31 protein-coding genes are annotated in these 26,001 nt (G+C 37.0%); 5 read left to right on the top strand and 26 right to left on the bottom strand.

Going from position 1 to position 26,001, the window contains the following annotated elements; translation table 11 throughout:
- Nucleotides 1-77: 77 nt before the first annotated feature.
- Nucleotides 78-851 carry a CAP domain-containing protein gene (locus tag IPU53_RS17725; protein WP_207452341.1) on the bottom strand — a complete coding sequence of 258 codons (774 nt, stop codon included), beginning with the start codon at nucleotides 849-851 and terminating at the stop codon, nucleotides 78-80.
- A gap of 437 nt (nucleotides 852-1,288) precedes the next feature.
- On the opposite strand from IPU53_RS17725, the gene IPU53_RS17720 reads away from it, so the two are divergent.
- The gene (locus tag IPU53_RS17720) at nucleotides 1,289-1,531 is read left to right on the top strand and encodes a DNA alkylation repair protein (protein ID WP_207452340.1); all 243 of its coding nucleotides are present in this window, start codon (nucleotides 1,289-1,291) and stop codon (nucleotides 1,529-1,531) included.
- A gap of 95 nt (nucleotides 1,532-1,626) precedes the next feature.
- On the opposite strand, the gene IPU53_RS17715 is transcribed toward IPU53_RS17720, so the two are convergent.
- A complete protein-coding gene (locus IPU53_RS17715) occupies nucleotides 1,627-3,123 on the bottom strand; it encodes a S41 family peptidase (RefSeq protein WP_207452339.1) in 1,497 nt (498 codons plus the stop codon).
- 183 nt (nucleotides 3,124-3,306) lie between these two features.
- Here IPU53_RS17715 and IPU53_RS17710 point away from each other — a divergent pair, with 183 nt between their 5' ends.
- Entirely contained in the window at nucleotides 3,307-3,762 is a 456-nt protein-coding gene (locus IPU53_RS17710; RefSeq protein WP_207452338.1) for a DinB family protein, read from the top strand.
- A 400-nt stretch (nucleotides 3,763-4,162) separates the two neighbouring features.
- Here IPU53_RS17710 and deoD read toward each other — a convergent pair whose 3' ends face one another.
- The 7 genes from deoD to IPU53_RS17675 all read right to left on the bottom strand — a co-directional run bounded on the left by deoD (nucleotide 4,163) and on the right by IPU53_RS17675 (nucleotide 8,771).
- Nucleotides 4,163-4,864, bottom strand: a complete 702-nt coding sequence (gene deoD, locus IPU53_RS17705) for a purine-nucleoside phosphorylase (RefSeq protein WP_207452337.1) — start codon at nucleotides 4,862-4,864, stop codon at nucleotides 4,163-4,165.
- 97 nt (nucleotides 4,865-4,961) lie between these two features.
- Nucleotides 4,962-5,132: a YozD family protein gene (locus IPU53_RS17700; RefSeq protein WP_207452336.1), complete on the bottom strand. Its 171-nt coding sequence runs from the start codon at nucleotides 5,130-5,132 to the stop codon at nucleotides 4,962-4,964.
- Nucleotides 5,133-5,175: 43 nt separating this feature from the next.
- Complete coding sequence (locus tag IPU53_RS17695; protein ID WP_313886517.1) at nucleotides 5,176-5,406, bottom strand: YozE family protein; 231 nt, start codon at nucleotides 5,404-5,406, stop codon at nucleotides 5,176-5,178.
- Between the two features lie 498 nt (nucleotides 5,407-5,904).
- Nucleotides 5,905-6,066 carry a YjcZ family sporulation protein gene (locus tag IPU53_RS17690; protein ID WP_207452335.1) on the bottom strand — a complete coding sequence of 54 codons (162 nt, stop codon included), beginning with the start codon at nucleotides 6,064-6,066 and terminating at the stop codon, nucleotides 5,905-5,907.
- 119 nt (nucleotides 6,067-6,185) lie between these two features.
- The gene (locus IPU53_RS17685; protein ID WP_207452334.1) at nucleotides 6,186-6,770 is read right to left on the bottom strand and encodes a YpmS family protein; all 585 of its coding nucleotides are present in this window, start codon (nucleotides 6,768-6,770) and stop codon (nucleotides 6,186-6,188) included.
- 20 nt (nucleotides 6,771-6,790) lie between these two features.
- Complete coding sequence (locus tag IPU53_RS17680) at nucleotides 6,791-7,588, bottom strand: SGNH/GDSL hydrolase family protein (protein WP_242698387.1); 798 nt, start codon at nucleotides 7,586-7,588, stop codon at nucleotides 6,791-6,793.
- Between the two features lie 340 nt (nucleotides 7,589-7,928).
- Entirely contained in the window at nucleotides 7,929-8,771 is an 843-nt protein-coding gene (locus IPU53_RS17675) for a DegV family protein (protein WP_207452333.1), read from the bottom strand.
- Nucleotides 8,772-8,910: 139 nt separating this feature from the next.
- On the opposite strand from IPU53_RS17675, the gene trhA reads away from it, so the two are divergent.
- Nucleotides 8,911-9,561 (top strand): PAQR family membrane homeostasis protein TrhA, encoded by a 651-nt coding sequence (trhA, locus tag IPU53_RS17670; protein WP_207452332.1) that lies wholly within the window; start codon nucleotides 8,911-8,913, stop codon nucleotides 9,559-9,561.
- Nucleotides 9,562-9,630: 69 nt separating this feature from the next.
- Here the strand turns inward: trhA and IPU53_RS17665 are convergent, their stop codons facing one another.
- The 12 genes from IPU53_RS17665 to mntR form a co-directional block, all read right to left on the bottom strand.
- Entirely contained in the window at nucleotides 9,631-10,941 is a 1,311-nt protein-coding gene (locus IPU53_RS17665) for an ABC transporter substrate-binding protein (protein ID WP_242698386.1), read from the bottom strand.
- Nucleotides 10,942-11,247: 306 nt separating this feature from the next.
- Nucleotides 11,248-11,733, bottom strand: coding sequence for a dihydrofolate reductase (locus tag IPU53_RS17660; RefSeq protein WP_207452331.1), 486 nt, complete (start codon nucleotides 11,731-11,733; stop codon nucleotides 11,248-11,250).
- Nucleotides 11,730-12,524, bottom strand: a complete 795-nt coding sequence (locus IPU53_RS17655) for a thymidylate synthase (protein ID WP_207452330.1) — start codon at nucleotides 12,522-12,524, stop codon at nucleotides 11,730-11,732. The genes IPU53_RS17660 and IPU53_RS17655 overlap by 4 nt, the downstream gene beginning before the upstream one ends.
- A gap of 20 nt (nucleotides 12,525-12,544) precedes the next feature.
- The gene (locus IPU53_RS17650; protein WP_207452329.1) at nucleotides 12,545-13,231 is read right to left on the bottom strand and encodes an anthrax toxin lethal factor-related metalloendopeptidase; all 687 of its coding nucleotides are present in this window, start codon (nucleotides 13,229-13,231) and stop codon (nucleotides 12,545-12,547) included.
- Between the two features lie 118 nt (nucleotides 13,232-13,349).
- Nucleotides 13,350-13,961 carry a YpjP family protein gene (locus IPU53_RS17645; RefSeq protein ID WP_207452328.1) on the bottom strand — a complete coding sequence of 204 codons (612 nt, stop codon included), beginning with the start codon at nucleotides 13,959-13,961 and terminating at the stop codon, nucleotides 13,350-13,352.
- A 270-nt stretch (nucleotides 13,962-14,231) separates the two neighbouring features.
- Nucleotides 14,232-15,428, bottom strand: coding sequence for a Gfo/Idh/MocA family protein (locus tag IPU53_RS17640; protein ID WP_207452327.1), 1,197 nt, complete (start codon nucleotides 15,426-15,428; stop codon nucleotides 14,232-14,234).
- A gap of 96 nt (nucleotides 15,429-15,524) precedes the next feature.
- Nucleotides 15,525-16,247: a ThuA domain-containing protein gene (locus IPU53_RS17635; RefSeq protein WP_207452326.1), complete on the bottom strand. Its 723-nt coding sequence runs from the start codon at nucleotides 16,245-16,247 to the stop codon at nucleotides 15,525-15,527.
- A 37-nt stretch (nucleotides 16,248-16,284) separates the two neighbouring features.
- Complete coding sequence (locus IPU53_RS17630) at nucleotides 16,285-17,367, bottom strand: Gfo/Idh/MocA family protein (protein WP_207452325.1); 1,083 nt, start codon at nucleotides 17,365-17,367, stop codon at nucleotides 16,285-16,287.
- A 396-nt stretch (nucleotides 17,368-17,763) separates the two neighbouring features.
- Nucleotides 17,764-18,195 carry a BrxA/BrxB family bacilliredoxin gene (locus IPU53_RS17625; RefSeq protein WP_207452324.1) on the bottom strand — a complete coding sequence of 144 codons (432 nt, stop codon included), beginning with the start codon at nucleotides 18,193-18,195 and terminating at the stop codon, nucleotides 17,764-17,766.
- 71 nt (nucleotides 18,196-18,266) lie between these two features.
- Nucleotides 18,267-19,388 (bottom strand): conserved virulence factor C family protein, encoded by a 1,122-nt coding sequence (locus IPU53_RS17620; protein ID WP_207452323.1) that lies wholly within the window; start codon nucleotides 19,386-19,388, stop codon nucleotides 18,267-18,269.
- Between the two features lie 144 nt (nucleotides 19,389-19,532).
- Nucleotides 19,533-21,428 (bottom strand): ABC-F family ATP-binding cassette domain-containing protein, encoded by a 1,896-nt coding sequence (locus tag IPU53_RS17615; RefSeq protein WP_207452322.1) that lies wholly within the window; start codon nucleotides 21,426-21,428, stop codon nucleotides 19,533-19,535.
- A 122-nt stretch (nucleotides 21,429-21,550) separates the two neighbouring features.
- Nucleotides 21,551-21,991 carry a transcriptional regulator MntR gene (mntR, locus tag IPU53_RS17610; protein ID WP_207452321.1) on the bottom strand — a complete coding sequence of 147 codons (441 nt, stop codon included), beginning with the start codon at nucleotides 21,989-21,991 and terminating at the stop codon, nucleotides 21,551-21,553.
- A gap of 246 nt (nucleotides 21,992-22,237) precedes the next feature.
- Between mntR and cspD the strand changes: the two genes are divergently transcribed.
- Nucleotides 22,238-22,441, top strand: coding sequence for a cold-shock protein (gene cspD, locus IPU53_RS17605; protein WP_207452320.1), 204 nt, complete (start codon nucleotides 22,238-22,240; stop codon nucleotides 22,439-22,441).
- Between the two features lie 37 nt (nucleotides 22,442-22,478).
- On the opposite strand, the gene IPU53_RS17600 is transcribed toward cspD, so the two are convergent.
- Both IPU53_RS17600 and IPU53_RS17595 read right to left on the bottom strand, forming a co-directional pair.
- Entirely contained in the window at nucleotides 22,479-22,664 is a 186-nt protein-coding gene (locus tag IPU53_RS17600; RefSeq protein ID WP_207452319.1) for a zinc-finger domain-containing protein, read from the bottom strand.
- Between the two features lie 12 nt (nucleotides 22,665-22,676).
- Nucleotides 22,677-23,342 (bottom strand): reverse transcriptase-like protein, encoded by a 666-nt coding sequence (locus IPU53_RS17595; protein ID WP_207452318.1) that lies wholly within the window; start codon nucleotides 23,340-23,342, stop codon nucleotides 22,677-22,679.
- Between the two features lie 83 nt (nucleotides 23,343-23,425).
- Between IPU53_RS17595 and IPU53_RS17590 the strand changes: the two genes are divergently transcribed.
- A complete protein-coding gene (locus IPU53_RS17590; protein ID WP_207452317.1) occupies nucleotides 23,426-23,815 on the top strand; it encodes a reverse transcriptase-like protein in 390 nt (129 codons plus the stop codon).
- A gap of 11 nt (nucleotides 23,816-23,826) precedes the next feature.
- Here IPU53_RS17590 and IPU53_RS17585 read toward each other — a convergent pair whose 3' ends face one another.
- The 3 genes from IPU53_RS17585 to IPU53_RS17575 form a co-directional block, all read right to left on the bottom strand.
- Nucleotides 23,827-24,117, bottom strand: coding sequence for a DUF6123 family protein (locus IPU53_RS17585; RefSeq protein WP_242698385.1), 291 nt, complete (start codon nucleotides 24,115-24,117; stop codon nucleotides 23,827-23,829).
- A 25-nt stretch (nucleotides 24,118-24,142) separates the two neighbouring features.
- Nucleotides 24,143-25,051, bottom strand: a complete 909-nt coding sequence (locus tag IPU53_RS17580) for a 5'-3' exonuclease (RefSeq protein ID WP_207452316.1) — start codon at nucleotides 25,049-25,051, stop codon at nucleotides 24,143-24,145.
- A gap of 106 nt (nucleotides 25,052-25,157) precedes the next feature.
- The gene (locus IPU53_RS17575) at nucleotides 25,158-25,994 is read right to left on the bottom strand and encodes a sulfurtransferase (RefSeq protein WP_207452315.1); all 837 of its coding nucleotides are present in this window, start codon (nucleotides 25,992-25,994) and stop codon (nucleotides 25,158-25,160) included.
- Between the last annotated feature and the right edge of the window lie 7 nt (nucleotides 25,995-26,001).

Below are 26,001 nucleotides of genomic sequence, written 5' to 3'. Positions count from 1 at the left end.
TAGTTTCCGAAACAAAGAAAAAAATCCAGCCATCTTTGGACTAGATGGCTGGATTTTATATGCAGCTGTTTCAATTCTTATTTTCCAATAAATTCTTGAGTCCAATAGTTTCCATTAGAAATATAACCAACACCAATATGAGTATAGCTTTCGTTCAAGATATTAGCACGATGTCCTGGGCTGTTCATCCAACCATCAACGACTTCCTGTGGGGAACGTTGACCCATCGCAATATTTTCTCCAGCTGAACGATAATCAACACCATATTGCTTCATCATATCAAACGGAGATCCGTAAGTTGGGCTATTATGATCAAAATAATTATTTGCTGACATATCTCTTGATTTTTCTCTAGCCACTTTACTTAGTGTTGTATCTACTTTCAATGCTGATAATCCATTTTTCGCTCTTTCTTGGTTTGTTAAATCTACTACTTGTTGTTCAAACTCATTTAATGTAGTGGTAGATTCAGTTGTTTGGTTATTATTTTGCGATTCTGATGGTTTTTGCTCTGGTTGTGTCGGTTGCTGTTCAGGTTGTTCAACATTAACAGGTGGTTTACTTTGATTTGTATCTTGTTTGTCCTCATTTGCTTCTGGTTTTTGCTCTTTTTGATCGTTCTGCTTTTGAGCGTCTTGCTCATTTTTTTGTTTCCAATCAAAATTAAACACATATTTGCACCAATCACCATTATTTGATGCTTTGCCATTATAATAGAATACTTTATAAGGACTTTGAGATGGACTTTGCTCTGTATTAGAAGCTGCATCAGCATTTCCTGCAAAAGGCAATGCCATTAAAGCTGTTGCTGCCACCGTAGATAGAATAACTTTCTTTATATCTTTTTTCATTTTCGTTTCTCCCCTTTAATTCTATTTTTTCGCTTGCACAAGTATATTATCATATGATTCTACGTAATATTTAAGGGAGAAAATCCCAGTTAGTAGAATGGTCACTTGATTATCGCTTTTCATTTGTATATCTCTTAAAATAGCTATAAAAATAAACGAGTTTTAAACCATTCCTCTAATTGGCAATCATTTCCATCTATACCTATATTTCGGGGACATCTCCAAAAACTGGTATAAAATTAATATTGACAACTTTTGCGACCAGCGATTATATAACATTTATTACAAAGCGATGTCATCTTTAACATTTTAACGACTCCTCCTATTCACTTCTTTCATGCACTAATTCTGCCCTCTCTTATGCTGTGAACCTTAATATCGATATTATTCCGTCGTTTCGGTTAAGCTAAGGATATTCACATTAAAGGAGGCTTACAATGACAAATCCTTACTGTTGTCCTAATTGCAAAACGAATCGTGCTCGCTTTAATATTATTGATCAAGTTGTCACTGCTGTTCGCTTAGATCCCCAATCAGGAGAGGTCATAGAGGATTATCATGGAATGGACCCAGGACCTTTTCACGCGAAATACCAAGGGCCAGAAAAAAGAGTTCAGTGTGGCTCTTGCGGCTTGATCGAGGATGAAAGAACCTTTATAAAATTCGGGGAGAATCACTAGTAAATCACCTTTTTTTAGAATTTTATACAAAAAAAACGAAGCTGCCACCCCACATTGCTTTGTAGGTGCTCGCTTCGTTTTTTATTTCTTCTATATTAAGACGCCTTTTTTTTCTGTTTATCTTTCATTAATACTTCAACCGCTTTTTTCACTTGGGGGTCTTCTTTTACAAGGTGTTCGCTTAGATTTGTCATTAATTTTACGGTTGTATCGCCTGAAAGCACCCCTGTAGTTTTTAGTTTTTCATCTTTTTGGAATTTTTCTATGGCTTTCTTCGTTTTATCATCAAAAAAGCCATCTACTTTTCCTGGATCATAACCTAATACTTTTAGCATTTCCTCAGCTGCTTTTACTTCCTCAGAGGTTGAAGAAACCTTCCATTCATCATCCGGACTAATATAAGGCAAATTCGCATATTCTGGAAGTTTCACTTCATAATCAGGCTTGATGCCTTCATCATGAATCCAATTTCCATTTGGTGTTAACCACTTGGCAATTGTATATTTTACATTCGATCCGTCTGAAAACTTTTTCTGTGTTTGAACCGTTCCTTTTCCAAAGGAGTCCACTCCAATTAAAGGGATATTAGCCGTTTCGCTAGCAGCAGCCGCTAATATTTCTGAGGCACTGGCACTCCCCTCATCAATTAACATGACAGTTGGTACATCAATTTTATCCGCTGTTTGAGCAATAGTTTCTTCCATTGCACCATTTCGATCTTCTACTTGGACAATTTTTTGCCCTTTTGGTACAAAAAGCTCAGATAAAGAGATCGCTTGATCCAACAAACCACCAGGATTCCTTCTTAAATCAATGATTAGAGAGTTCATGCCTTTATCATTCATTTCGTTCAAGGCTTCCTCTAATTCCTCATTTGTATGCTGTGAGAAACTTGTGATCTGAATTTTAGCAACTCCATCATCTAGCATTTCAGCATATACAGTGTTGATTGGAATTTCATCTCTTGTAAGGGTGAGCTTAATTTCATTGTCCTTCTCTCCCCTTAAAATAGTGAGGTCTACCTTTGAGCCTTTCTTACCACGAATTAATAAAACAGCCTCATTTGAACTCATTCCCTGAATATTTTTATCGTCTACTTTAATAATCTTATCATTGGGTTGAATGCCGGCTTTTTCCGCAGGAGAATCTTTGATTGGAGAAACGACAACAATATTTCCCTCTCTCTCCTGAATTTCCGCACCAATTCCTTCAAAAGAAGAGGTGATACTTTCTTCAAATTGATCATTTTCTTCCTGTGTCATATAATCAGAGTACGGATCTCCTAACGCATTCACCATACCATCAATTGCCCCATTAATGAGATCTTCTGAATTGACTTCCTCGAAATAGTTCTTATCTAACTCATCGTATGCTTGATATAACTTATTAAATTCTTTTCTTTCTTGGATAATCACATTAGCAGGGCTTTCTCCACCTAATGATAGTGCTAATAGCGTTACACCCGACGTAGCGAAAATCAACACGAATATAAGCATAATAAATTTAAATTTCTTCATATGAATATAGCTATTATGTTCGGGAGAATGATCTTTTGTCTGATTTTCATCTTCCACTCTGCTCACCACTTTCATCTTCCAATTAAATTCAGGCAGTTCTTTATTTTTAACATTACAACCTCTTTATTCTAACAGTTTTTGCTAAATTATGAAAGAAGCTACTGCTATTCGTATCATTTAATCAATCATTTAGTTGTTTTTTTATAACCATATGATAGAGTGAACCTATAAATTTTTAAAGGAGGTCAATCATATCTAATGGCTGCAAAAAAAGAAATAAGTGCATTTAAAAATATGATTACTGAAATTACTGAGTTAAAACAAGTTGATGAGGAGGAATTATGTAAGCCAATACAACCTGGTAAATGGTCTATTAGAGAAATAGTCGCCCATCTTTATCATTGGGACAAGTTTAATCTAGAGAATATGGTTCCTTTTATGGAAGACAAAGCAAATTTAAGAGAATTCCCTGATCATGATACTCATAATAACGAAGGACTAGAAAAATTAAAAGATTCGTCCGTCTATGAAATAATTGATAATTTTATAGATACTAGACAACAATTATGCTCAAGTCTTGAACCAATAGATAGTAAAGATCGTTTTACTATTGGTTCTGGAAAAAGAAAATTTGGTGTAGATAGTTTTATTCGAATTTTTCAAAAACATGATAGCCACCACCTTAATCAGATTAACAATAAATTGCATAATTGAACCAATCTTATAATTTCCTTTTTATAAGTATCCATTCTGTCAATATAAAATACAATATGAGAGCCCACTTTCCAGGGGGCGTGCAGTGAGTTTCATCGTCGCAGCGCTCCTGAGGAGCTTACTTGTCACGCCTAATCCCCCAGGAGTCGCTGCCTTTCACTCCAATCAACTAAGTTTATCTTTTGACAGAGGTCCTCATTCGCTAAGGGACAATCTTTGCATTATTTAGGACTATTATAAGTGAAATCACTCTATACTTGATCTTAGATCAGCAACATTTCTTTGAAGCAGAAAAAAGCTAAGTTCTTATAGTGTAAGAACTTAGCTTTTCACGAATTTGTCAAATTCCATTTTATTTTATATCGGCTTAATTGTCCGTAAGACTCTCACTGCTTCCGTCTCAGTTTACCGCCGTTTTAAGAGCTACATGAATCATATCATTAAATGTGGTTTGCCTTTCTTCTGACGATGTAGCTTCCCCTGTTAAAATATGATCGCTCACTGTGAGTACAGACAAAGCATTTCTAGCATATTTTGCAGCAAGAGTATAAAGAGCAGCTGTTTCCATTTCGATCGCTAAAATGCCATATTTTGCCCACTTTTCATGTTCGGCATTATCGTTGTAAAATAAATCAGCTGTAAATACATTTCCCACTTTCACATTTAACCCTTGCTCAATAGTTTGCTCATATGCTGCCTTCAATAAAGAAAATGAAGCAGTTGGGGCATAGCTGACACCCCCAAAAGTCAAACGATTCATCTGGGAATCCGTTGATGCTGTCATAGCCAAAATAACATCACGGACTTGCACATCCTTTTGGATCGCTCCACATGTTCCAACTCGAATAAGATTCTTTACACCATATTCCTGCATTAATTCTTCAATATAAATTGAAATAGATGGGACTCCCATCCCTGTTCCTTGAACAGATATTCTTTTGCCGTTATATGTACCGGTGTAGCCAAACATATTTCTTACTTCATTATAGCATTTCACGTCATCTAAAAAGGTTTCTGCAATATACTTTGCCCGTAAAGGATCACCTGGTAGTAATACCGTATCTGCAATTTCACCTTTTTTTGCCCCAATATGAATACTCAAATCACGCCACCTCCTATCTTATTCTCATTTTAATTCTTTCTTGTCTACCATGCAACTTAGATTGTAAGTACAAGTAGGGGTGGAGTTTTCCAACTATTCAATTTTCACTTTCTTCATCAATAATTCTTTTATCGATTAAATAATCGAACATAATATCGGCTAATTCCAAGACTTCCTTATCACCAGGTGTATATCCTCTTTTTAGCAATTCATGATAGAAAAATTCAGCTATTTCTTCCGTATCTATAATAACCTCCATCTCTTCCAATCCTTTTCGCTCCCTTCTGAATCTCCTATCCACTTGAATTTCGCTATTTTTTATTCTCGGACTCTACATATAACTCCCAGACCTGGTCAAAAAGAGAAACGGTTGGTAAATAATCTACTTGTAATTCTAAATAATTGCTAAGCTCTTGATAATTTTTAGAGTGCATTGGAAAGCTATGGTCCTGATAAGCATTATTAGCAAATTGACTAATCTCATCACTAGTTGTATGCTGACGAAATTTCATTAAAAAATGATAAAAGGATTTTTCCATCATATGATACCGCCTTTCTGATTGTGTGGATGTCCACTCACATTCATGGATGAAACACATTCACTAAATGGAGTTTCTTTATTTAATCAGTATAGCGGATTAAAACAGCTACGCAAATATCCTTATTCGCATGGAATATTAATATAATGTATGCACGCAGTTAGTAATCATGCATGAATGCTCATCTGCAAAAGGTGAAAACCGCTTGGATACATTAGCTCAGGCAGAACATCGGATAAGTTCGCGCCCGTTCTGGCGGCAGACTCAAACGCGACGTCCTGTCGCTTCGTCTGCACTAGTACATCCTGTACGTCGCAACGCCGATGGCGCCTGGAGCTAGACAACAACTGCCTAGCCTTAAAGCAATCTTAATAAAAATTTTATACTTTCTTATTTTTTAAAAAAATAAAACCCGAGAATGCTGTTTTATCAACATTCTCGGGTTTGTAAATTGGGCAAATTTCACCTTAAATAGGCTTTTCGGACAGCTCCTGCATCTATCTAGTTCGGAAAGCACCAGCAAGCGCCGATGATAATCAACAAAATAAATAAGACAACAATCAGCGCAAAGCCACCTCTTGCAGGATAGCCGCAACCACCGCCATAACCACCATATGCCGGATAGCCGCCATCGCAGCATCCATCATATCCGCCATAATACATAACAATCCACTCCTTGATTCTTTTGTCTTACGCTTATAGCATATGTAATCGATGGGTGGGCGGTTTGTGTGTTTGCCTAGAAGGATAAAAAAACAAGTGAGTGAATGACCTAATAGTAACTATTCAACAGGCACTAACATTTTCATCACAATTTCATTTTCGGTCAGATCAAATTTTTCTGCTCGTACTTGGATATCATTATTTAATCGCATGCTTTGTAAAGATACATATATTTGCTTATCATTTGGCTGAATAATCACCCATTCTGGTAACTTATAGGCGCTTCGGATAATTTTAAGAACCTCAGAAACCGGGAGACGGATTCCACCAAGAGAAAGTGATTTTTGTTCAAGAAGTAAATCACCATTCTCCAAAGCTTTGGCCTCGAAGGTCATTTTTAGTTGCAGTGTACTTGTGAATACATTCAGTTCCCCATTTAATTCCACTACATCTGATAAGACAACCGAGTAATCAATCGGACCATTTAGATTTTCTTTTTCGATATAGTAATTAATTAATTCATTTAGATCATCTTTATTTGTCTGGATCAAAAACTCTGACATTTGCTTCGAGTCAGTTTGTGATTCTGGAATGGGTTGTTCTTCCCCAGCAAGAAATAAAAAAATACCTATAACGAAAAAGAAAAGAATATTTATTGCTAAAAGAGCAAAAAACAGGACTTTCCAAATATTCTTCTTTTTCATATCATCACTACTCCTAACATTTAGCCATTTTCAAAGATCTTTTCAATAATGCTGTGTTCATTAAAATAAGTATAAAATCGATTAGCAATTAATTCATATCCCTTATTATTAGGATGGAAATAATCTGTATATAAAAGATCTTCTTCATAATTATTAAAAATATCGGCTACAGGCACAAAATAAGCATGTTCAAATTGATCCACAACTTGTGAACTTGTATCATTCCAAGTTGAAATGATTTGATCCATTTCTTTAATATCAGCAAACCACCTCATAAAAGGATTGTAAATCCCCATGAGAATAATTTCCGTCTGCTTATTATAAGAAGAAACAGTCTCAATGATATCGGTCAATCGTTCTTGATAATACTTTTCCTCTTGAAGAAATGTTTCTACTTTTAAATGAGCAAGGTTTTGCTTAAAAACTTTCATAACATCATTTCCACCAATTGTGATGATGACAACATCAGCATTCTGAATGGACGATTGTACTTTTGGCTGGTCTAGTCGCTCTAACAGCTGATCGGATCGATTTCCTTTTATACCAAAATTTACGAAGTCTGCTGTTCTTATATCTTTTTGACCTTCTAATTTTTCTTTTAAATAGGGAATATAACCACCTAATTCTTTTATATCCCCAACTCCCTGTGTTAATGAATCCCCTATTGAGACAATCGTAAGATCTTTCGGTAAAAAATCCTCTGGTGGCATCTGTTTATATTCGTGTTCAAGCTTAAGTACTTTTTGCTCTTTATAGGGGGTTGAGCAACCGGAAAGTACAAACATAATGCAGAATAGCAATATAAAAGATTTCTTCATTGTTTTACATCCCCCTAAATAAAATCAAATTTTATTATAACATACGAACATATTTAGCAAATAACCATATCCTATATTGAATGAAAAAAATGGTCAGAATCCTATCCGATTATCAACAAGAAAAGCGCAAGGCGCCCGCCTATCGGCGACAAGCAAATGTTCTGAGACAAAGAAAGGCGTTGTTTGCCTTTCATTGGCTCAGGTTATTTGACCTCGAGCCGATGGCGTCTGGAGCTAGACACCAACTGCAAGATAAGCAATTTATCCGCAAGCGACAATTTTATAGTTTCCTTGACCTTAAAAAAACGATCTAATTTTAGATCGTTCCGATTAAATAATGTTAATCAAAATAATACATAAATCCTATAGCTCCAGGACCTGTATGGGTACTTATAACCGGCGTCGTATAATCAATTTCAACTTTGGGAAAGCCTGTGATTTCTTCGATCTTCTCTTTCATTTTCATAGCAAGCTCCAAGCCGTCAGCATGGGAAATGCCGATACTATTAATGCTTTTCCCTTTACTCTCTTCCATAAACTGCTTTATTAAAAAATCCAATATTTGCGATTTACTTCTAACTTTGGTGACGGGGGTGTACGCACCATTATCTAAGCGAGCGATCGGTTTAATATTTAACAATGAACCAATCATTGCCTTACCCTTTCCAATTCTTCCGCCTTTTGCTAAGTTTTCTAAAGTATTCACGGCCACATATAGTTTCGTATTTTCACGAATCTTTTTTAATTTTACTAGAATTTCTTCTAGACTATGCCCTAAATGAGAAAGTCTAGCAGCTTCTCTCACTTGAAAAGCCAAAGCTTTGGAAATAAATTTAGAATCAATTACTTTTACTTTAGAATTGGACATTTGCGCAGCAGATTTGGCTGTTTCTACAGTCCCACTCATATGACCAGTCATATGAATAGAAATAATCTCACTGCCATCTTTTCCAAGTTCATCATAAAGCTTAATAAATTCACCAACGGACGGCTGGGAGCTTTTAGGTAGCTCTTGGGCCATCTTCATTTTAATCATGAACATTTCTGGAGTGATGTCTACTCCATCAGTATATGTCCCTTCATTAATAAAAATTGATAAAGGAATCACATGTATATTTAAATATTCAATCTCTTCGACTGTTAAGTCAGACGTTGAATCTGTTACAATTTTAATTTTTTTCAATGCTTCACATCCTCATGATCGTTATCTTAATTATACAGGTTTAGGACATGAAACGACAGAATAAAAATGCTCTATTCGAAAATAATAATTGCTATTGTCCTTAGAAACCACTATGATGAAAAAGAATGGAGGAATGACGATGGAAACCTCATACTACACAGACGGGGCAACTTTTAATTGGAAAGAAGAGCTAGCGAATGCGATCACACACGGAATCGGCTTTCTTTTAAGTATTCCAGCTCTAGTCATTTTAATTGTTTCCGCTGTTAATAATGGAAATGCTATGCATGTGGTGAGTTTCACCATTTTTGGCGTTTCAATGATTTTACTTTACCTATTTTCTACAATGCTTCATAGTTTCAAGCCCTCTAAGACTAAAAATGTATTTGCCATCCTAGACCATTCAGCTATTTATGTTTTGATTGCTGGAACATGTACACCACTTACTCTCGTTTCTTTAAATGGAAGTTTAGGTTGGACCTTATTTGGAATTATTTGGGGGCTGGCTATTGCTGGGATTACGTTAAAATGCTTCCTAGTAAATAAATTTAGAGTTCTATCCACAGTATTTTATCTGCTTATGGGTTGGTTGATCATTATTGCAATTAAACCATTATATACAAGTCTAAGCCCGGCCGGATTTTACTTGTTACTAACAGGCGGAATCTTTTATTCAGTCGGAGCCATCTTCTATATTTGGAGAAATTTACCATACTCACATGCAATTTGGCATTTATTTGTTATTGCTGGAAGTGCATTTATGTACTTTTGCGTTTTGTTCTATGTTTAATATTCACAATTAAACTCTATTTAAAAAGTGAGCCTCTTTGGACTCACTTTTTAATTTTCATCGCTATCTTTATTTCCCCCGATGTTCATCAATCATTTCTTTCGCCTTTTTTGACACTGCTTCTATTGTTTTTTCAGCATCTTGCTTTCCAAGGTACATAAGGTCCATTAGATCCTTTATTTCACTTTCCATTCCCGGAATCATGACTTGTTGGTCTTCAACTTTTCCGATGTTTCTAGCTTCGATTAAATAATCAGCGTGTTCTGGAATCGCATCATCTGTAATGAGCTCATCAACACCATTTACAGACGGAACAGCATTGCCATTATCAGCAAGTCGAGCCTTCTGCCCTTCAGCAGAAGTATAATAAGATAAAAACTTCATCGCTTCATCCATATGCTTCGATTCTTTCGAAACAGACATATAAGCAATCGCAATAGCCGCAGGTTCCATTTCATTTCCCGTATTTGTTGGCCATGGAATATAATCGAATTCCAATGCTTTATTCTCACTAAACATCGGTGTTAACCAGCGGCCTGCCGCAACAAAGCCCACCTGATTTGACATAAACATTGCATCCGCACCCTGCCCTTTCGGTAATGAGCCAGAATAGGTTATATTTCCGCCTTTCACCAATTTCTCAAGATATTTAAAGGTTTCTTGTGCTTGCACATTTTCTTCTAAAATATAATTTCCATCTTCATCAAATAAATTTCCACCATTTGACCAAACCCAAGAGAATAAATGACCACTATTGTTTTCAGCTACAAACCCACGTTTTCCAGCCTCAACAAGCTTATCTGTCATCTCCGCAAATGTATCCCAATTCCAAGTTCCCTCTTCAAAATGATCCTGTGGTGTTTTTTCGATACCGGCTTCTTTTAAAACTTTTTTATTGTAGTACATGAGGTAAGGATTATTATCAACAGAAACTCCATAAATCTTATCGTTTTGTCTTGCTGCTCCCCATAAACCATCTGCAAATTCATCGGCTTTTACATAGCTTTCGTCACTTTCAAGAAACTCGGTTAATTCTGCAATTTTTCCAGTTTCAACCAACTTTGGCATCGTCTCAGAACCGACATAAAAAATATCATGCGCTTGCCCACCAGATAATTGTGTCAGAAGCTTTTGTTCATAATTATCACTAGGTACAGGAATTAATTTAATACTTACATTTTTATGTGTCTTTTCGTATTCATCAAGTCCACGTTGATACACTTTAATTTCAGCTGGGTTTCCCCATGCCGCCATCGTTAATTGGATTTTTTTTGAACTAGAATCTGGGTTCCCTTTTGTAGATGAACTACATCCTGAAACAATCAACGTTACTATTCCTAGCAAACCCACAAATAATAAAAGACTCCATCTCTTTTTCAATTCATAACCCTCCCTATTGTTCTTAGCGAGATTCCCTTTCAATTAAAGATAGTTCTAAATCTTTGTTTCTTTAGAGATCCTTTCATTTTCTTCACTAGAAAGTTCAACCTACACAATCCTTCTAAAAAATTCACCCTATATTGTAATCGCATTCATATTGTTGTAAACATCTTTACTGTATTACCATATTCAACCCATGAGTAATTGGGAACATAATTAAATATTGATAATGAAGACATATAGACAGAAAAAAGCTTGGAGGCATGCTCCAAGCTAACATAATAGTTTTAGGAAATTTTTCTTCCTTTATTTACGTTTAAATAATCTAAATTCATAATCATAAGGGTTTTTTTCATCTTTTCGTCCTATCTTTTTTGAGACGAGTTGCCATGCCTCCCAGTTAATTCTCGGAAAATATTCGTCCCCTTCAAACTGATCAAATATTTTTGTTACATATAACTGATCAACCTCTTCAATAAATAGACGATATACTTCCGCTCCACCAATCACAAATATTTCTTCATTTACTTTATCAGCCCATGATAAAAATTCTTCTTTGGAACGGAAGATCTCACATCCATCTGCTGTAAATGAAGGATTTCTCGTCATTACAATATTTGTCCTTCCAGGCAGCGGTTTTCCAATTGATTCATACGTTTTTCTTCCCATTACAATTGGATGTCCCATTGTCGTTTCTTTAAAATATTGCAAGTCGGCTGGAAGTCGCCAAGGCAGCTGATTATCCTTGCCAATAAGGCGATTTTCATCTTCAGCCCATAGAAAGGAGATCATATACTGACCACTCCCTTAATAGCTGGGTGGGGATCATAACCCTCAAGTGAGAAATCTTCATATTTAAACTGGAACAAATCAGTTACTTCAGGGTTTATTTTCAACTCTGGCAATGGCCGAGGATCTCGCTGTAACTGTAATTTAATTTGCTCAAAATGATTTGAATAGATATGGGCATCTCCAAAAGTGTGAATAAATTCTCCTGGTTGTAAACCTGTAACATGCGCCATCATCATTGTCAGCAATGCATATGAAGCAATATTAAAAGGTACGCCAAGAAAGATATCTGCAGATCTTTGGTAAAGCTGACATGAAAGCTTTCCATCCGCCACATAAAATTGAAATAAACAATGGCAAGGTGGCAAAGCCATTTGATTAATTTCTCCTACATTCCAAGCATTGACGATCATTCTTCGGGAGTCAGGAGTTGTTTTGATCTGTTCAAGAACATCTTTAATTTGGTCAATTGTTCTACCATCAGCCGCTTCCCAAGAACGCCATTGTTTCCCATAAACTGGCCCTAATTCTCCGTTCTCGTCTGCCCATTCGTTCCAAATTCTTACACCATTTTCCTGGAGGTAATGCACATTCGTATCCCCAGCTAAAAACCACAACAGTTCATGAATAATGGATTTTGTATGAAGCTTTTTTGTTGTTAATAATGGAAACCCTTTTTGTAAATCAAATCGCATTTGATGTCCAAAAACACTAACGGTCCCCGTTCCTGTTCGATCTTCTTTAACCTGACCCTTATCTAATACCTGCTTGCATAAATTCAAATACTGTTCCAAGCCATCCACATCCTCACTACTTATAACTTATTAAAAAATTCATATGTCTTAGGGGCCTTTTGCTGTAAAACCTTTCTTGTTTCAGGAGAAAAAAAGTAATAGGCAAAGCATTCCGCGAAATATTCCTCTTTATAATTCAAAAAGTATTGATTTCTAGGAAAAATCGATTCTGCCTCCACAGACCATAGATTACTTATTTCATCAGAAACTATTGTATCATTATACACTAAATTCATTAAGGAATGAGCAAGCTCGTGATACTCTAAATTTACAGATCCATGTCCTTTTCCTCTTTCGCTATAACCGATCTTCACATAAACAAGCTCAGTGCCCCCTATTCCAGGAACATCATCCCAAACGACCGGTTCTGTATAGCCTCTTGGTATTTCCCCCTGAAGATAGGGGACACGATCATGATCTGTTAGTTTTCCATTAAACAAGATTATTTTGATATGTTGATGAACTGTTTTTTGCAAAATCGATTTTGGCAATCGATCCAGCCTATGAATGATTGCTTTTGCTTCATTGTGGTTGTAACCATTTTGGGGAAGTACAACGATTTCCTTAAGTAGACCTCCGGCACGAAGTTGTAATGTTGAATATAAATCGCTTTCGCCCAATAATATTCCCTTATAATCGGCACGAGTTTTATCTGATATAAAAAAAATAGCCAAAAGCATAATGGGAATAATGAACCATTTTCGCATTTCGATTTCCTACTTCCACTTAAATCTATCGATATCTTATTATATCATGGGCATTCATGTGAAGAAACGGAAAATGCAAGAAAGCAAGTTCGGCTTTAAAATCAGCGAACTTGCTTTCTTATACGGTGTGCCAATTAGGAGGGGTATCTTTGCTCCAGTAAATCGTTCCCATTGTATAGTGGGCCTGGAATTGATCATGATAAGTATGGTAATGAAAATTAAATTGATAGCCTGCTAAAGGGGGCTTGTCTCTGCGGACATGAAATAAAATCAGATCTTTACCAGTCTCGGCATGATAAATATTAAAGATTTTTTCGCTTACTCCGCCTCCTGGTTTCTCAGTGATTGCTAGATTTTTAAGTTCGTCCCCTGGATATTGGGCTACCGTCATTTCAATGGCCTCACTGATTCGTGGCATAATTACATCGTTAAATTCAGACTCAATGACAGTAGAAATTTTCGGGCCGAATTTTAGCATGGCTTGTTGTTCCGCTTTCCCAATTAATGAACCAACAATGTCATCCTCTGGAACTTTTTCTGAAAGAGTAACAGGGATTTGCACCTCATGCTCAGATGGACGATTTTCAGAAGTTGAACTTGAATTAGGAGTACGCTGTAATGTTTTTGTTACTTCCTGATTTTGCGACCAAAAGGCATGTGAAGGGGTGACGACACCGAAAGTAAGAACTGAAACTAATATAATCAGTGATTTTCTTATCCAAGTTCTCATAAGTAACGATTCCCTTCTTTATATATACATCTATTTTATACTATTTTCTATTAATAAAGCTATTAAAAAAAGATGACAAAATGATTAAAAATGGCAAAATAATTATATTCAGTTATAATGTATGTATCTCAAATCACGTCATGTAGGGAGGCTATGATTGTGACTAGTTCAATAATTACAATTGGCGCTTTTATTATGATTGCTTACTTTGTGTATTTAGCAATAGCGGACTAATGGCTTTGGGCTTTCGCCCAAAGCTATTTTTCCTTCTCACTCCTTCTTTACTGCTTCAAGCTGTTGCATTACATCTGGAATATTGATCCATTGTTTTGTTTGTGAAGATTGTTCAACCGCTTCCAAAACAGCTTGGTTTTTTACTCCGTCAAAGAAGTTTGGTGACGGACTACAGCCTCGATCTATTCCATTTAATAATTCCACTACAAGATTTATAAATGTGTGTTCATAGCCGATAATATGACCTGCTGGCCAATAAGCTCCTGCAAAAGGATGGGTTTCCTCTGTACACGTAATCGTTCGAAAACCTTGGAGTCCTGGCTCATCATCATGGAAATATACCTCTAGATTATTCATATGTTCCACATCCCAACGAATTGATCCTTTTTCACCATTAATCTCAAATCGATTTCTATTTCGGTTCCCGCCCGCAAACCGAGTGGCTTCAAAGGTGCCGATAGCCCCATTAACAAACCGTGCTATAAAGACACTGGCATCATCAACATTCACATCTCCCACCTTTTCACTTGACGCGGTACCACTTAAACCATCGCTATCTTCTACAAGTGGACGTTGCTTAATGAATGTCTCGAGAATGCCCGATACTTCTTTAAATTCTCCTACTAGGAATCTAGCAAGATCAATACTATGTGCGGCCAGGTCACCATGTGAACCTGAGCCAGAAACATCCTTATTCAAGCGCCAAACGAGTGGGAATTGTGGGTCCATAATCCAATCTTGTAAATAGGTTGCACGAATATGATAGATTCTGCCAAGGCGCCCCTCTTCAATCAATTTTTTTGCAAACTGGATTGCAGGGGCAAATCGATAATTGTGATTAATCATATGCAGTACCTTATTTTTCTCAACCGCTTCTAGCATACGCTGTGATTGTTCCAAATTAAGAGCTAATGGCTTTTCACAAAAGACATGTTTCCCCGCTTCTGCAGCAGCGATGGCGATTTCAGCATGATTATGATTGGGGGTTACTATATCAATTAAATCAATATCTTCACGTTTGATTAGTTCGCGCCAATCCGTTTCATAAGAATTCCAGCCGAACTGATCGGCGGCTTCCTTCACTTTCTCTTCATTTCGTCCACATATCGCTTGCAAGACAGGCTCCACCGACGGATCAAAATAAAAAGCAGCATCACGGTAGGCATGAGAGTGAGCTTTTCCCATAAACTTATAACCAACCATCCCGATTCTTACTTGTTTCTTTTCTGCCATCCTACACCATTCCCTTCTTTATCAGAATATTTTTTCCAGTGCAGCAAGCTAATCATTAGTGGAGGATAAGGCCTCCCAGTGATAGGCAGTCTCGCTTTATTGACTGTCTCCCATTCCAGAATAAAAACTTATTTTTCTTGAAGATTTTTCTGCTGCACTCTTTCCCTCAGCAGCCCACAAAAATCCTCTTCGCATCATTTCTGTTACTTCATGTCTTGCTATAATGTCAGCGTGATGTCCAAGTGAATTGTAAAATACGCGACCTTCTCCCCAACGTTTTGTCCATACAACAGGTATATCAACCGCCCTATTCGTTGAGTGTGGTCCACCAACTACCGGAAATCGAGTTGTAGCTAATACTTCAACAGCAGGATCAACATGTAAATAATATTGTTCACTGACTACTTTGAAATCACTCATTCCCTCTAACAAAGGACTGGAAGAATGTTTTATATTCACCTCGTACTCTACCCCATCATTTCCGGGGTGTGCCACCCAATTCCCGCCCGTCATAAATTGCCAGTCTACATCATTTCGAAAAGAGTCACACATTCCCCCGTGGCAGCCTGCCAATCCTACACCACTCACGACAGCCTCTGAAACATTACCAACATATTGGTTTTCGATTTTTCCCATTGTCCAATGAGGGACGATTAAGTCAAATGTTTTCAGCTTTTCCCCATCTGCATATGCATCTAAAGTGTTAGAGACTTCCACTGCAAAATTTTCCTTTTCCAAAATCGCTTTAAATAGGCCTGCTATTTGTTCGGGTTCATGTCCATCCCAGCCACCCCACACAATTAAAGCTTTCTTACTCATATTCATCACATTCCTTTCATTCTTTCCATGGATTTTTTTAAAAATCAATTGGCAATGCCTCTGGCTGTTCACATGTTGTCGTAAGCTCATAATGGACTCCTTTATCAGAAGCCTCATGGATCCCATGCATCACTTCCAATACATGAAGTGTTAACAAGCCATTCGCCCTATGTTTTCCACCATTCTGCAATGCTTTTGCCATATCGGCTACGCCTATGCCTCGACTGTTTTCTGTAAATCCGTGTGTTAAGGGGATTTCTTCCCATTCTGAATCACCTTGTCTCTTCAAACGAACGGGGCCACCAAAAGTATTAGGATCTGGAACAAGAATACTTCCCATTGATCCGTAGATTTCAATATTCGGAAGTGTTGAACCTTTAACATCAAAACTTGTAATCAGCGTAGCGATAGCTCCGTTTTCAAAGTCAAGCAAACCTGTTACATGTGTTGGAACTTCTACTTTTATTTTTTTGCCATATTTTGGCTTACTTGTGATCGTTCTTTCTTTGTATGTAATTCTTGTAGAACCTGTCACTCTACGGATCGGTCCGATTAAGTTAATCAAAGCCGTTATATAATAAGGTCCCATATCAAGCATTGGGCCTCCGCCATATTGATAGTAAAAAGCAGGGTCTGGGTGCCATGATTCATGTCCTGGTGACATCATAAAGCCTGTAGCCGCTACCACATCACCGATCACTCCTTCGTCAATTAGCTTTCGGCATGTTTGAATGCCTCCGCCAAGGAAGGTATCAGGTGCGCCACCAACCATTAAGTTTTTTGCTTCCGCAATCTCTAGAATCCTTTTACCGTCTTCAAGTGTAATGGCAAGCGGTTTTTCAACATACACATGTTTTCCTGCCTTAAGTGCCTGAATGCAGACTTCCGCGTGAGCTTGAGGAATAGTCAAATTAATAATAATTTCGATTTCGGGATCTGCTAATAGTTGTTCCACTGTATAAGCTTTCGGAATATTAAATTCCACAGCACGTGCTTTAGCACGAGAATAATCAAGATCTGCACAAGCATGAATTTCTAGCCCCTCGAACTTTTGGCCAGCTTGACAGTAGATACTGCTTATATTTCCACAACCGATAATACCGATTTTCACATTGCTCATCCTGTTACCTCCATACACGTTAATTTTTAAAAGCCATTTTCTCTGTAAGCGATGTCATAACAACATAGAAACTAAGTGACTAATATACAGCTATTCTATTGTTCTCTTACATCCATTCCGGTTAATCTTTTAAACTAATAAAGCCATCCCTAAGTTTGTTTAACGGATATACAAAGAGAGTATACCTTTACAGTAAAATAAATAATATCACTAGTCAATATTCTTTGCTTACTAAATCTTAAAAAAAGTATCTCATTTAAGGAGGTTCCTCTGTCTGCTATTAGGGGAACTTCTTTATCCTGGTGGAATCTATCCGTATGACGCATTCAAATCAAGTAGACTCTAAAGAAGTCATAGTGGGGGGATAAGGTCCCCCCCACTGATTGAAGTTTCACTTTATAAATTGGCAAAAGCATTGGTCAGATTTTGCGCAATTGTTTCAACATCGTAATCTTCAATATCTTCTCGGGGAATAAAATGAACTAGTTCTTTATCTTTAAAAAGAGCCATCGATGGTGAAGACGGTTCATAGTCCTTTATATATTCTCGCATTTTCACAGTTGCTTCACGATCTTGCCCAGCAAAAACTGTTACAAGATGATCAGGTTTTTTTTCACTTGATGATACGGCATGGATCGTGGCTGGTCTTGCAAGACCAGCTGCACAACCACAAACAGAATTGATCACAACTAGTGTGGTTCCTTGCACGTTTTCCATAAAATTGATCACATCTTCTTCTGATAATAATTCCTTAAATTGAGCATTCGTTAATTCTGCTCTCATAGGTTGAACAATTTGTTTCATATATTCTTCATATGCCATAGACATCTTCATTCACTCCTATTCTTTACTATCAACTATGTTATAGCAAACGGGATACACTCATCATTGTAGTGAGTTCACTTATTTCTTGCTTCTGTCATTTGTTTCCAAATCGACCCTCTTGCAGTCTGCCCTTCTTCTATACGTTCGATCGCCATTTTGATTTGTAATTGAACTTCGAATTCAGGGTCGTTCTCTGCTTCTTTTAAAGCAGGGAGCACACTTTCATCTCCCACTTCATAGAGAAACATCGCTGCTCTCCAACGAACAATTCGACTTTTATCAGCAAGTGCCTTGCTCGCCTCATTCATCGCTTCTGGGAAGCCTAAATCTGATAAACAATCACCAGCCGCTCTTCTAACCGGGACAGTTTTGTCCTGTAAACCTTTATAAAGCAAAGGTAATACGCGCTTATCTTCAATCATTCCTAAATAAACAACAGCAAGACGGCGAATGGAGGATTTTTCATCTTCTAAAGCTTTTTCCAGAACAGGCAGATCTTCCAATGTTGGATCTTCCATTTGTTCTAGAAGCTGGAATCGTGTACGCCAGTCTGGATCATCTAACATCTCAGGTGTTAGTTTTATTAATGTTCTTTTAGGTAATTCGGTAATGGGTCGATGTGCACGCTCAACAAGTGATTTCAATCGTTCATCCGGATAAGCCGCATTCATTTCTTCCGCGATTTGTTCCCCTAATTGCTCCAGATCCCCATAACGTACTCCCATATCTTTCCATCTTCTTAACATAATATAATTATCGTCTTCTTTTTGCGTTGCCTGCATTGCCTTTAAAAAGCGGTCCGGTAAACCAAAGCGTTTTTCTTCTTCGCTCGTTACTAATTTTATTTGCAAGGGAATTTCTTTGAATGTTTGAATCTGGACGTTTACTTCCCCAAAATGTTCATCCGCCTCTTCCATTTGAGCGGATGTCCCGACATTTTTTTCTCCAAAAACCGCTCTAACTTGTGGCAGTACTTCTTCCCAACTAAACTTTCCATTCCGCTCCACTGCAAGGAAATCCGCTACATGGTAAAGACCCTTTACACCTTCAATTTCTAATATATTTCTTATTAAAGGTGGAGCCTCGCGAGCGTGCTCTTTCTTATAATTATTACTCTTCCCAGCAGGTAATTCCTCATCTAGATTAATTTTCATTGTATTTGGGCTAGGCGTTGGTTCGATCGATTTAATATTCAATACACTTCCCCCTTTCAGAATGATGCATCATTTTTCAATGAGATTTGACATCATTGTATCACATCAGATTCACACTCTCTAATATTCCAATCGGGATGTTTTTAGAAAAAGCACAGATAGTTTCATCTAGCTTTAAACTCCCGATTATTCATCTAACTCAGACAAATAAGTCCAGCGTGCAATGAGATCCTCCAATTGACTATTTGTTTCCGTTATTTCCCTGGATAACTCTTCTGCTTTTTCATAATTGCTTCCTACTTCATTTAATTCAGATTGCATTTGTTCTATTTTTAGCTCGACTTCCATTATGTGATTTTCAATGCTTTCCCATTCCATTTTTTCTTTGTAAGTCATTTTCTTTTTGTTTTCTTTTTTTATCTCTTCTTTAATGACCTTTAATTGCTTTTTGTTTGCTTGCTGCTTTTTCTCTTCCTGAACACGGGATTGAGATTCTTGAATGTATTCAGTGTATGTTCCTGTATAAGGGACAACCTTTCCATTCCCCTCAAAAATGAGCAATTGGTTCGCTGTTTTATCAAGAAAGTAGCGATCATGAGAAACAGAGATAACTACCCCTGGAAACTCTTCTATATAGTTTTCAAGGACCGTTAGCGTTTCTGTATCAAGATCATTGGTAGGTTCATCTAATAGAAGTACATTTGGTTTTCCCATAAGCAGTTTTAATAGAAACAAACGTCGTCTTTCGCCACCAGACAGGCGGCTAATCCATGTTCCATGAGTCTGTGTGGGGAAAAGAAATCGTTCTAGCATTTGAGTAGCAGAAACAACTTCCCCATTCCTTGTCTCCACTGTTTCTCCTTCTTCTCGAATATAAGCAATCATTCGTTGATCTTTTGGGATAGGTTCATTTTCCTGTGTATAGTAAGCAAATTTTACTGTTTGTCCAACAATAAATTCACCATGATCTAAGGGGACTTGACCTGCTAATATATTTAAAAATGTTGATTTCCCGCTACCATTTTTTCCAACAATCCCTATGCGGTCGCCACGATTTACTAACAATTGAAAATCATCAAGGATTTGCTGATTTGAAAAAGCCTTACTAGCATTTTTTAATTCAAAAACCTGCTTCCCCAATCGACTTCCTTCTATGGTAAGATTCAACTCATCATTCTTACCCTTGCTGCCAATTTCCTGTTCAAGTTTTTCGAAGCGTTGGATTCTGGCCTTCTGTTTTGTCGATCTTGCCTTTGCTCCCTGCCTCATCCAAGCAAGCTCTTGTCTATATAAATTTTTCTTCTTTCCGGCTATTTGCGCCTCTTGTTCTTCTCTTAGCGCTTTTGCTTCAAGAAAGGAAGCATAATTCCCTGTATAAGAGAATAAACGACCTTGATCAATTTCTAGTATACGTGTGGCTACTTGATCTAAAAAGTAGCGATCATGCGTTACAGTTATCACAGCATTAGGGTAATTATTTAAATAAGTTTCTAGCCAAATAATCGATTCATAATCAAGATGATTAGTAGGTTCATCTAATAATAATAAGTCAGGGCGCTCTATTAATACCTGTGCTAGTGCAACACGTTTTTTTTGTCCGCCTGATAATGAACCAATCGATTGTGTTAGATCTTGAATACCTAGTCGCATTAAAATGGCTTTTGCATTCGTACTAGCACTCCAACCATTTTCCGCATCCATTCTTTTTTGCAGTTCCAATAATTTATTTTGTAATTGGCTACTATCTGTGGCTTCTTCTAATTCAATCAGTGTGTGCTCATAGGCATTCATTAATTGAATTTCAGGAGCATTACTTTGAAATACTTGATCTAATACAGTTAAATTTCCATCCATCTCTGGATTCTGCGATAAATAAGCAATTGAATAAGCTTTAGGATGGTCAAAAAAACCTGCATCAGGATCGTCCAGCCCTGCGATTAACTTTAATAAGCTAGATTTCCCTGTTCCATTGATGCCAATAATGCCAATCTTTTCTTTTTCTTCAATATGGAATGTAATATCTCTAAATAAATGTTTTTCCCCATATGTTTTTGTGATGCTTTCAGCCGAAAAAATATTCATATTCATCATCCATTCAAAAGTTAAAATCCAAGAACATACCCATACTCCTTGAGATTACACGTTTACAAGTCTATTCATTTAAGCCACAATTCTCCTCTTAACTTAAACGAAAAAAGAACCAGTTATATCGGTTCTTTGTCAATGTCTTGATCATTCGCTTGTTGGAGAACTCTCAATTCCTTGGCTTGATCAGGATTTTTTTCAAAAAAGTGAACTAAATCCCCGATTCGATCGATTGAATTCCAACTTAAATGATGTTCAATCCCCTCAACATCATGATAGATGTTCTCTTCTTTCACACCAATAATTCGCAAAAAATCTTCAAGCAAATCATGACGTTCAACCAAGCGCTTGCCAACCTTTTTTCCTTTAGAGGTTAAAATTAACCCACGGTACTTCTCATATACTAAGTAGTTTCCACGATCGAGTTTCTGCACCATCTTTGTCACAGAAGACGGATGGACTTCCAGTGCCTCTGCTATATCAGATACTCTTGCATAACCTTTATTTTCAATTAACAAAAATATTTGTTCTATATAATCTTCCATACTGGGAGTTGGCAATAAAATCCCTCCTATATCTCCATTCATTCAATAAAAGTGTACTATAATGTGTTCGTATTAACAAGTTAGGAATACAAATAGAGATATTTAATCATTTAACTGCTATATTCTTTTGTTCCTTGACTCTACTACAAATTAAGTGTATAGTGAAAATATCATCTAATTTAATATGGTTTTTTTATATTTTTTTGATGATAATATTTTTTCAAAGCACAATAGTGCTGAAGTCTAGGAGGAAAAAGGTACATGCAAAACGGTAAAGTAAAATGGTTTAACAACGAAAAAGGCTACGGTTTTATTGAAGTTGAAGGCGGAGAAGATATTTTCGTACATTTCACTGCAATTCAAGGAGAAGGTTTCAAATCACTAGAGGAAGGCGAAGAAGTTTCTTTTGAAATCGTAGAAGGAAATCGCGGACCTCAAGCAGCTAATGTAGCTAAATTATCATAACATATAAATTTTAGGGCTGGAGTTTTTCTCCAGCCTTTTATTGTTTACTAATTAAAACTTGACCTATTTTTTGTAACTCCTCGCCCACGGTGCAATTTTGTATGCAAAATCGATGGGCATAATTTTTTCCGTATGTTTGTCTAAAATGACTCTTTAGAAAACAGCCTTCGCAATAGGTTTCCATTACATCATTCATTTCTTTTAGTAGCTCTATACGTTGCATTCAATCAATCCTTTAACTTTCCGCATCTATTTCCGTATGACTGCGTATGTTTTTATACTCTAATGCTTGCGTTGCAAGCATATCTGCTTCTTTATTTTCTTTTCGAGGGATAATCTCAAACTTCGCTTTTAATCCCAACATATTGATTTTCTTCTCTATTCGATCCAGCCATTTATTGAACGTTTCTTCATAGCATGGCCATTCTCCCTCAAGTTGCTTGATCACACCTTGTGCATCCCCTTTAAACAAAATGGGTACATGTTTAAAACCAATTTCTTCTATTAAGAGTAGTGAATTGTAAAGTGCTGCGTATTCAGCCTCATTATTATTCTCTAATTCCTCCAACAGTACATTCATTCGATCTCTATATGCAGTGCTTCCTTTTTTATAATAAATGACAATTCCAATTCCCGCTTTTCTTACATCTCTGTTATAGCCACCATCAAAATAAACGACTGGTTCAGTCGGCTCTTCATCCAGCTTTTTTTGTAATTTCGTGAATTGCTTTTGATTCCATTCTCTCTCCATTTCGTCCATAATAATAATATCATGGGCTCTTCCGGTATGTTGTAAGTCCCTAAGGAATTTTTCAACTATTTCCTGATTAAACCAATCAGACTCCATCGGAATCACAATCTTAGGATCAGTTTTATAAGTGAATTTTACTTTTACTTTCATGGAGTCAACATCCTATTCACAAATTCTTCTTAATAAAAGCGTTCCCGTTCTTCCAGAAAATTAATCGTAGGAGTGATCAAGATTTGTTAGAGGTGTATATTGACGGTGCAAGTGCTGGTAATCCGGGTCCATCTGGTGCTGGCATTTTCATTAAAAACGAGGGTAGTACCGAATCATATTCTTTTCCACTTGGAGAAATGGAAAATCATGAAGCAGAATTTCATGCTTTATTAAAAGCATTAGATATTTGCGTTAAAGCAGGAGCTTCGATCGTTTCCGTCAGGTCAGATTCATCAGCGGTTGTTCAAGCTGTTGAAAAACAATTTGTTCGTAATAAAAAATATCAACCATTTTTAAGCGAAATACTACATACAATTACAGAATTTGAACTGTTTTTTATTAAGTGGATCCCATCGAAAGAAAATAAACAAGCTGATCTTCTCGCAAGGAAAGCCATTCATCTAAATCAATAGCGCTCCAAGATTTACGTCTCTTGGACCGCTAATAATCCTAACTGTTTTGCAAGTGCATATGCTTGTTTTTTGGTGGTAATATTATGTGCCTGCAATCTTTCAAGAAAAGATAAATAAAAGCTTGAATCAAAACGCTTCTGACATTTCAGTGTGAATTCAATGGATAATATTGCTAAATAATCCGATGAACCTGTCGATTGCTTGCCAAAATAAAAAAAAGTAATAACATCTTCCCCAAATTTAAAACCTTTCTCCTCTAAACGAAGTAAGTAATTTCCAAGCTGATCGTTTCTTCCAATCAATGTTCTTACTCCTTTTACTATCCTATCAAAGCGGCAAACTTGTTTGTGCTGTTGTTTGATTAAGCTTTAATAAAGCATTCCGAACACTCTTTAATTCATATTGCTCTATGACATTCATTGTTTTAGTTGGGTGTACTTGCCACTTAGCCTGATCTAAATAAAAGTCTAATGGCACATGACAATGAATGGTTGCCAGCTTTCTAGAGAGGTATAGCATTTCCTCGTCTTGTTCCAATTTTTTTCGAATCGTTGGTGTCAATAGATCTAAATTTGTGAATAAACCTTCAATTGTTTCATACTCTCTCATTAGCTTATAAGCCGTTTTTTCACCAATTCCCTTAACACCAGGATACCCATCACTGGGATCCCCCATCAAAGCCTTGACATCGATTAATTGTTTAGGCTCTAATTGAAATTCATCGACATAAGCATCTCTGGAATAATGAAGATAATTGCCAATTCCCTTTTGCAGCAATAAAACAGTTACTTTATCATCAACAATCTGTAGGAGATCACGATCACCTGTTAATACAGTCAAAACTAGCTCTTCATCTTGCTTTAATTCATGACAAAGAGTACCTATACAATCATCGGCTTCATAGCCTTTAACACCGATATTCAAAATTCCTAACGCTGTTGTCACATCTTTTGCTAGATCAAATTGCGGAACCATTTCAACAGGTGGTGCTTGCCTATTTGCTTTATACTCTGTATACATCTCATTCCGAAATGTGACACTCCCCATATCCCAACAAATCGCAATATGTGTCGGTTGCACATGATCAACCGCTGCAAATAAGTGCTTTAAGTAGCCTTGAACCGCGTTCGTTGGCATCCCTTGACTGTTAACCATAAAATTTCGCCGCACAGCTGTAGCATAGAACGCTCGAAACAATAGTGCCATTCCATCCACTAACAACAAATGATGTTTCAATTGTGAGGACCCCTTTTCAGCATACTAAATAATGATTATACCATAAATGACCACTTACGTCTTAAGAAGGATGAGTTAGAACAAAAGCGCAAAAAGTTATTATAGCCTAGTCTTTATTTGTTGTGACGACAGGATTTTCTGGGTAAGAAACCCAATCTGAATAGCTGCCCGCATACAGCTTTACTTTTTTAAAGCCACTTTCCATTAAAGCGAGGACATTAGGGGTTGCGGTCACTCCTGAACCACAGTAAACAATCACTTCATCCTCTGAATCAAGCGAGTCGAATCTCTGTTTTTGGGCCTCTAATGATTTCCATCTTCCATTCTTCAAACCTTCTGACCAATCGTAATTGAGTGCACCTGGAATATGACCACCAATGCGATCTAACGGTTCTACAATCCCTAAGTAACGTTCTTTGGCCCGTGAATCGATTAATATGGCCTGTTGGTCCTGACTTCGCTGCTTTACTTCCTCATAAGTAGCCAGCATATCTGTTTGAAGAAAGGGGATAAATTTCGCCTTTTTCTTAATTGGCGGCTTGTTTGTTAGAGGATAGCCATTTTCCCTCCACGCATTCATCCCTCCATCTAATAGGAAAACTTGTCGATGGCCTAAATAGGTTAATAACCACCAGCATCGTGCAGCAAAACTGCTATCCCCATCATCGTAAATAATGATCGTATCTTGATGACTCACCCCTTTGTTCTCCAGTTTTTCTACTAGTTCCTGGATATTTGGTAAAGGGTGTCTACCTCCATGTTTTTTTACGGGGGAAGACAAGTCGAGCTCAAGATCAAAATAGACAGCTCCTGGGATATGATTTTTTTGATAAGCCTTCTCCCCGTAGGTAGGATCCTTTAGGGAAAAGCGGCAATCGATCACACACAATGAATCTGAATGTAGATGATCAAAAAGCCATTGTATAGATTTAATGGACTGCATGGCAGAT

This window comes from Bacillus sp. SD088 (genome assembly GCF_017355205.1).
Classification (GTDB): Bacteria; Bacillota; Bacilli; order Bacillales; family Bacillaceae_C; genus Lederbergia.
This window is presented reverse-complemented; position numbering and strand designations above follow the sequence as displayed.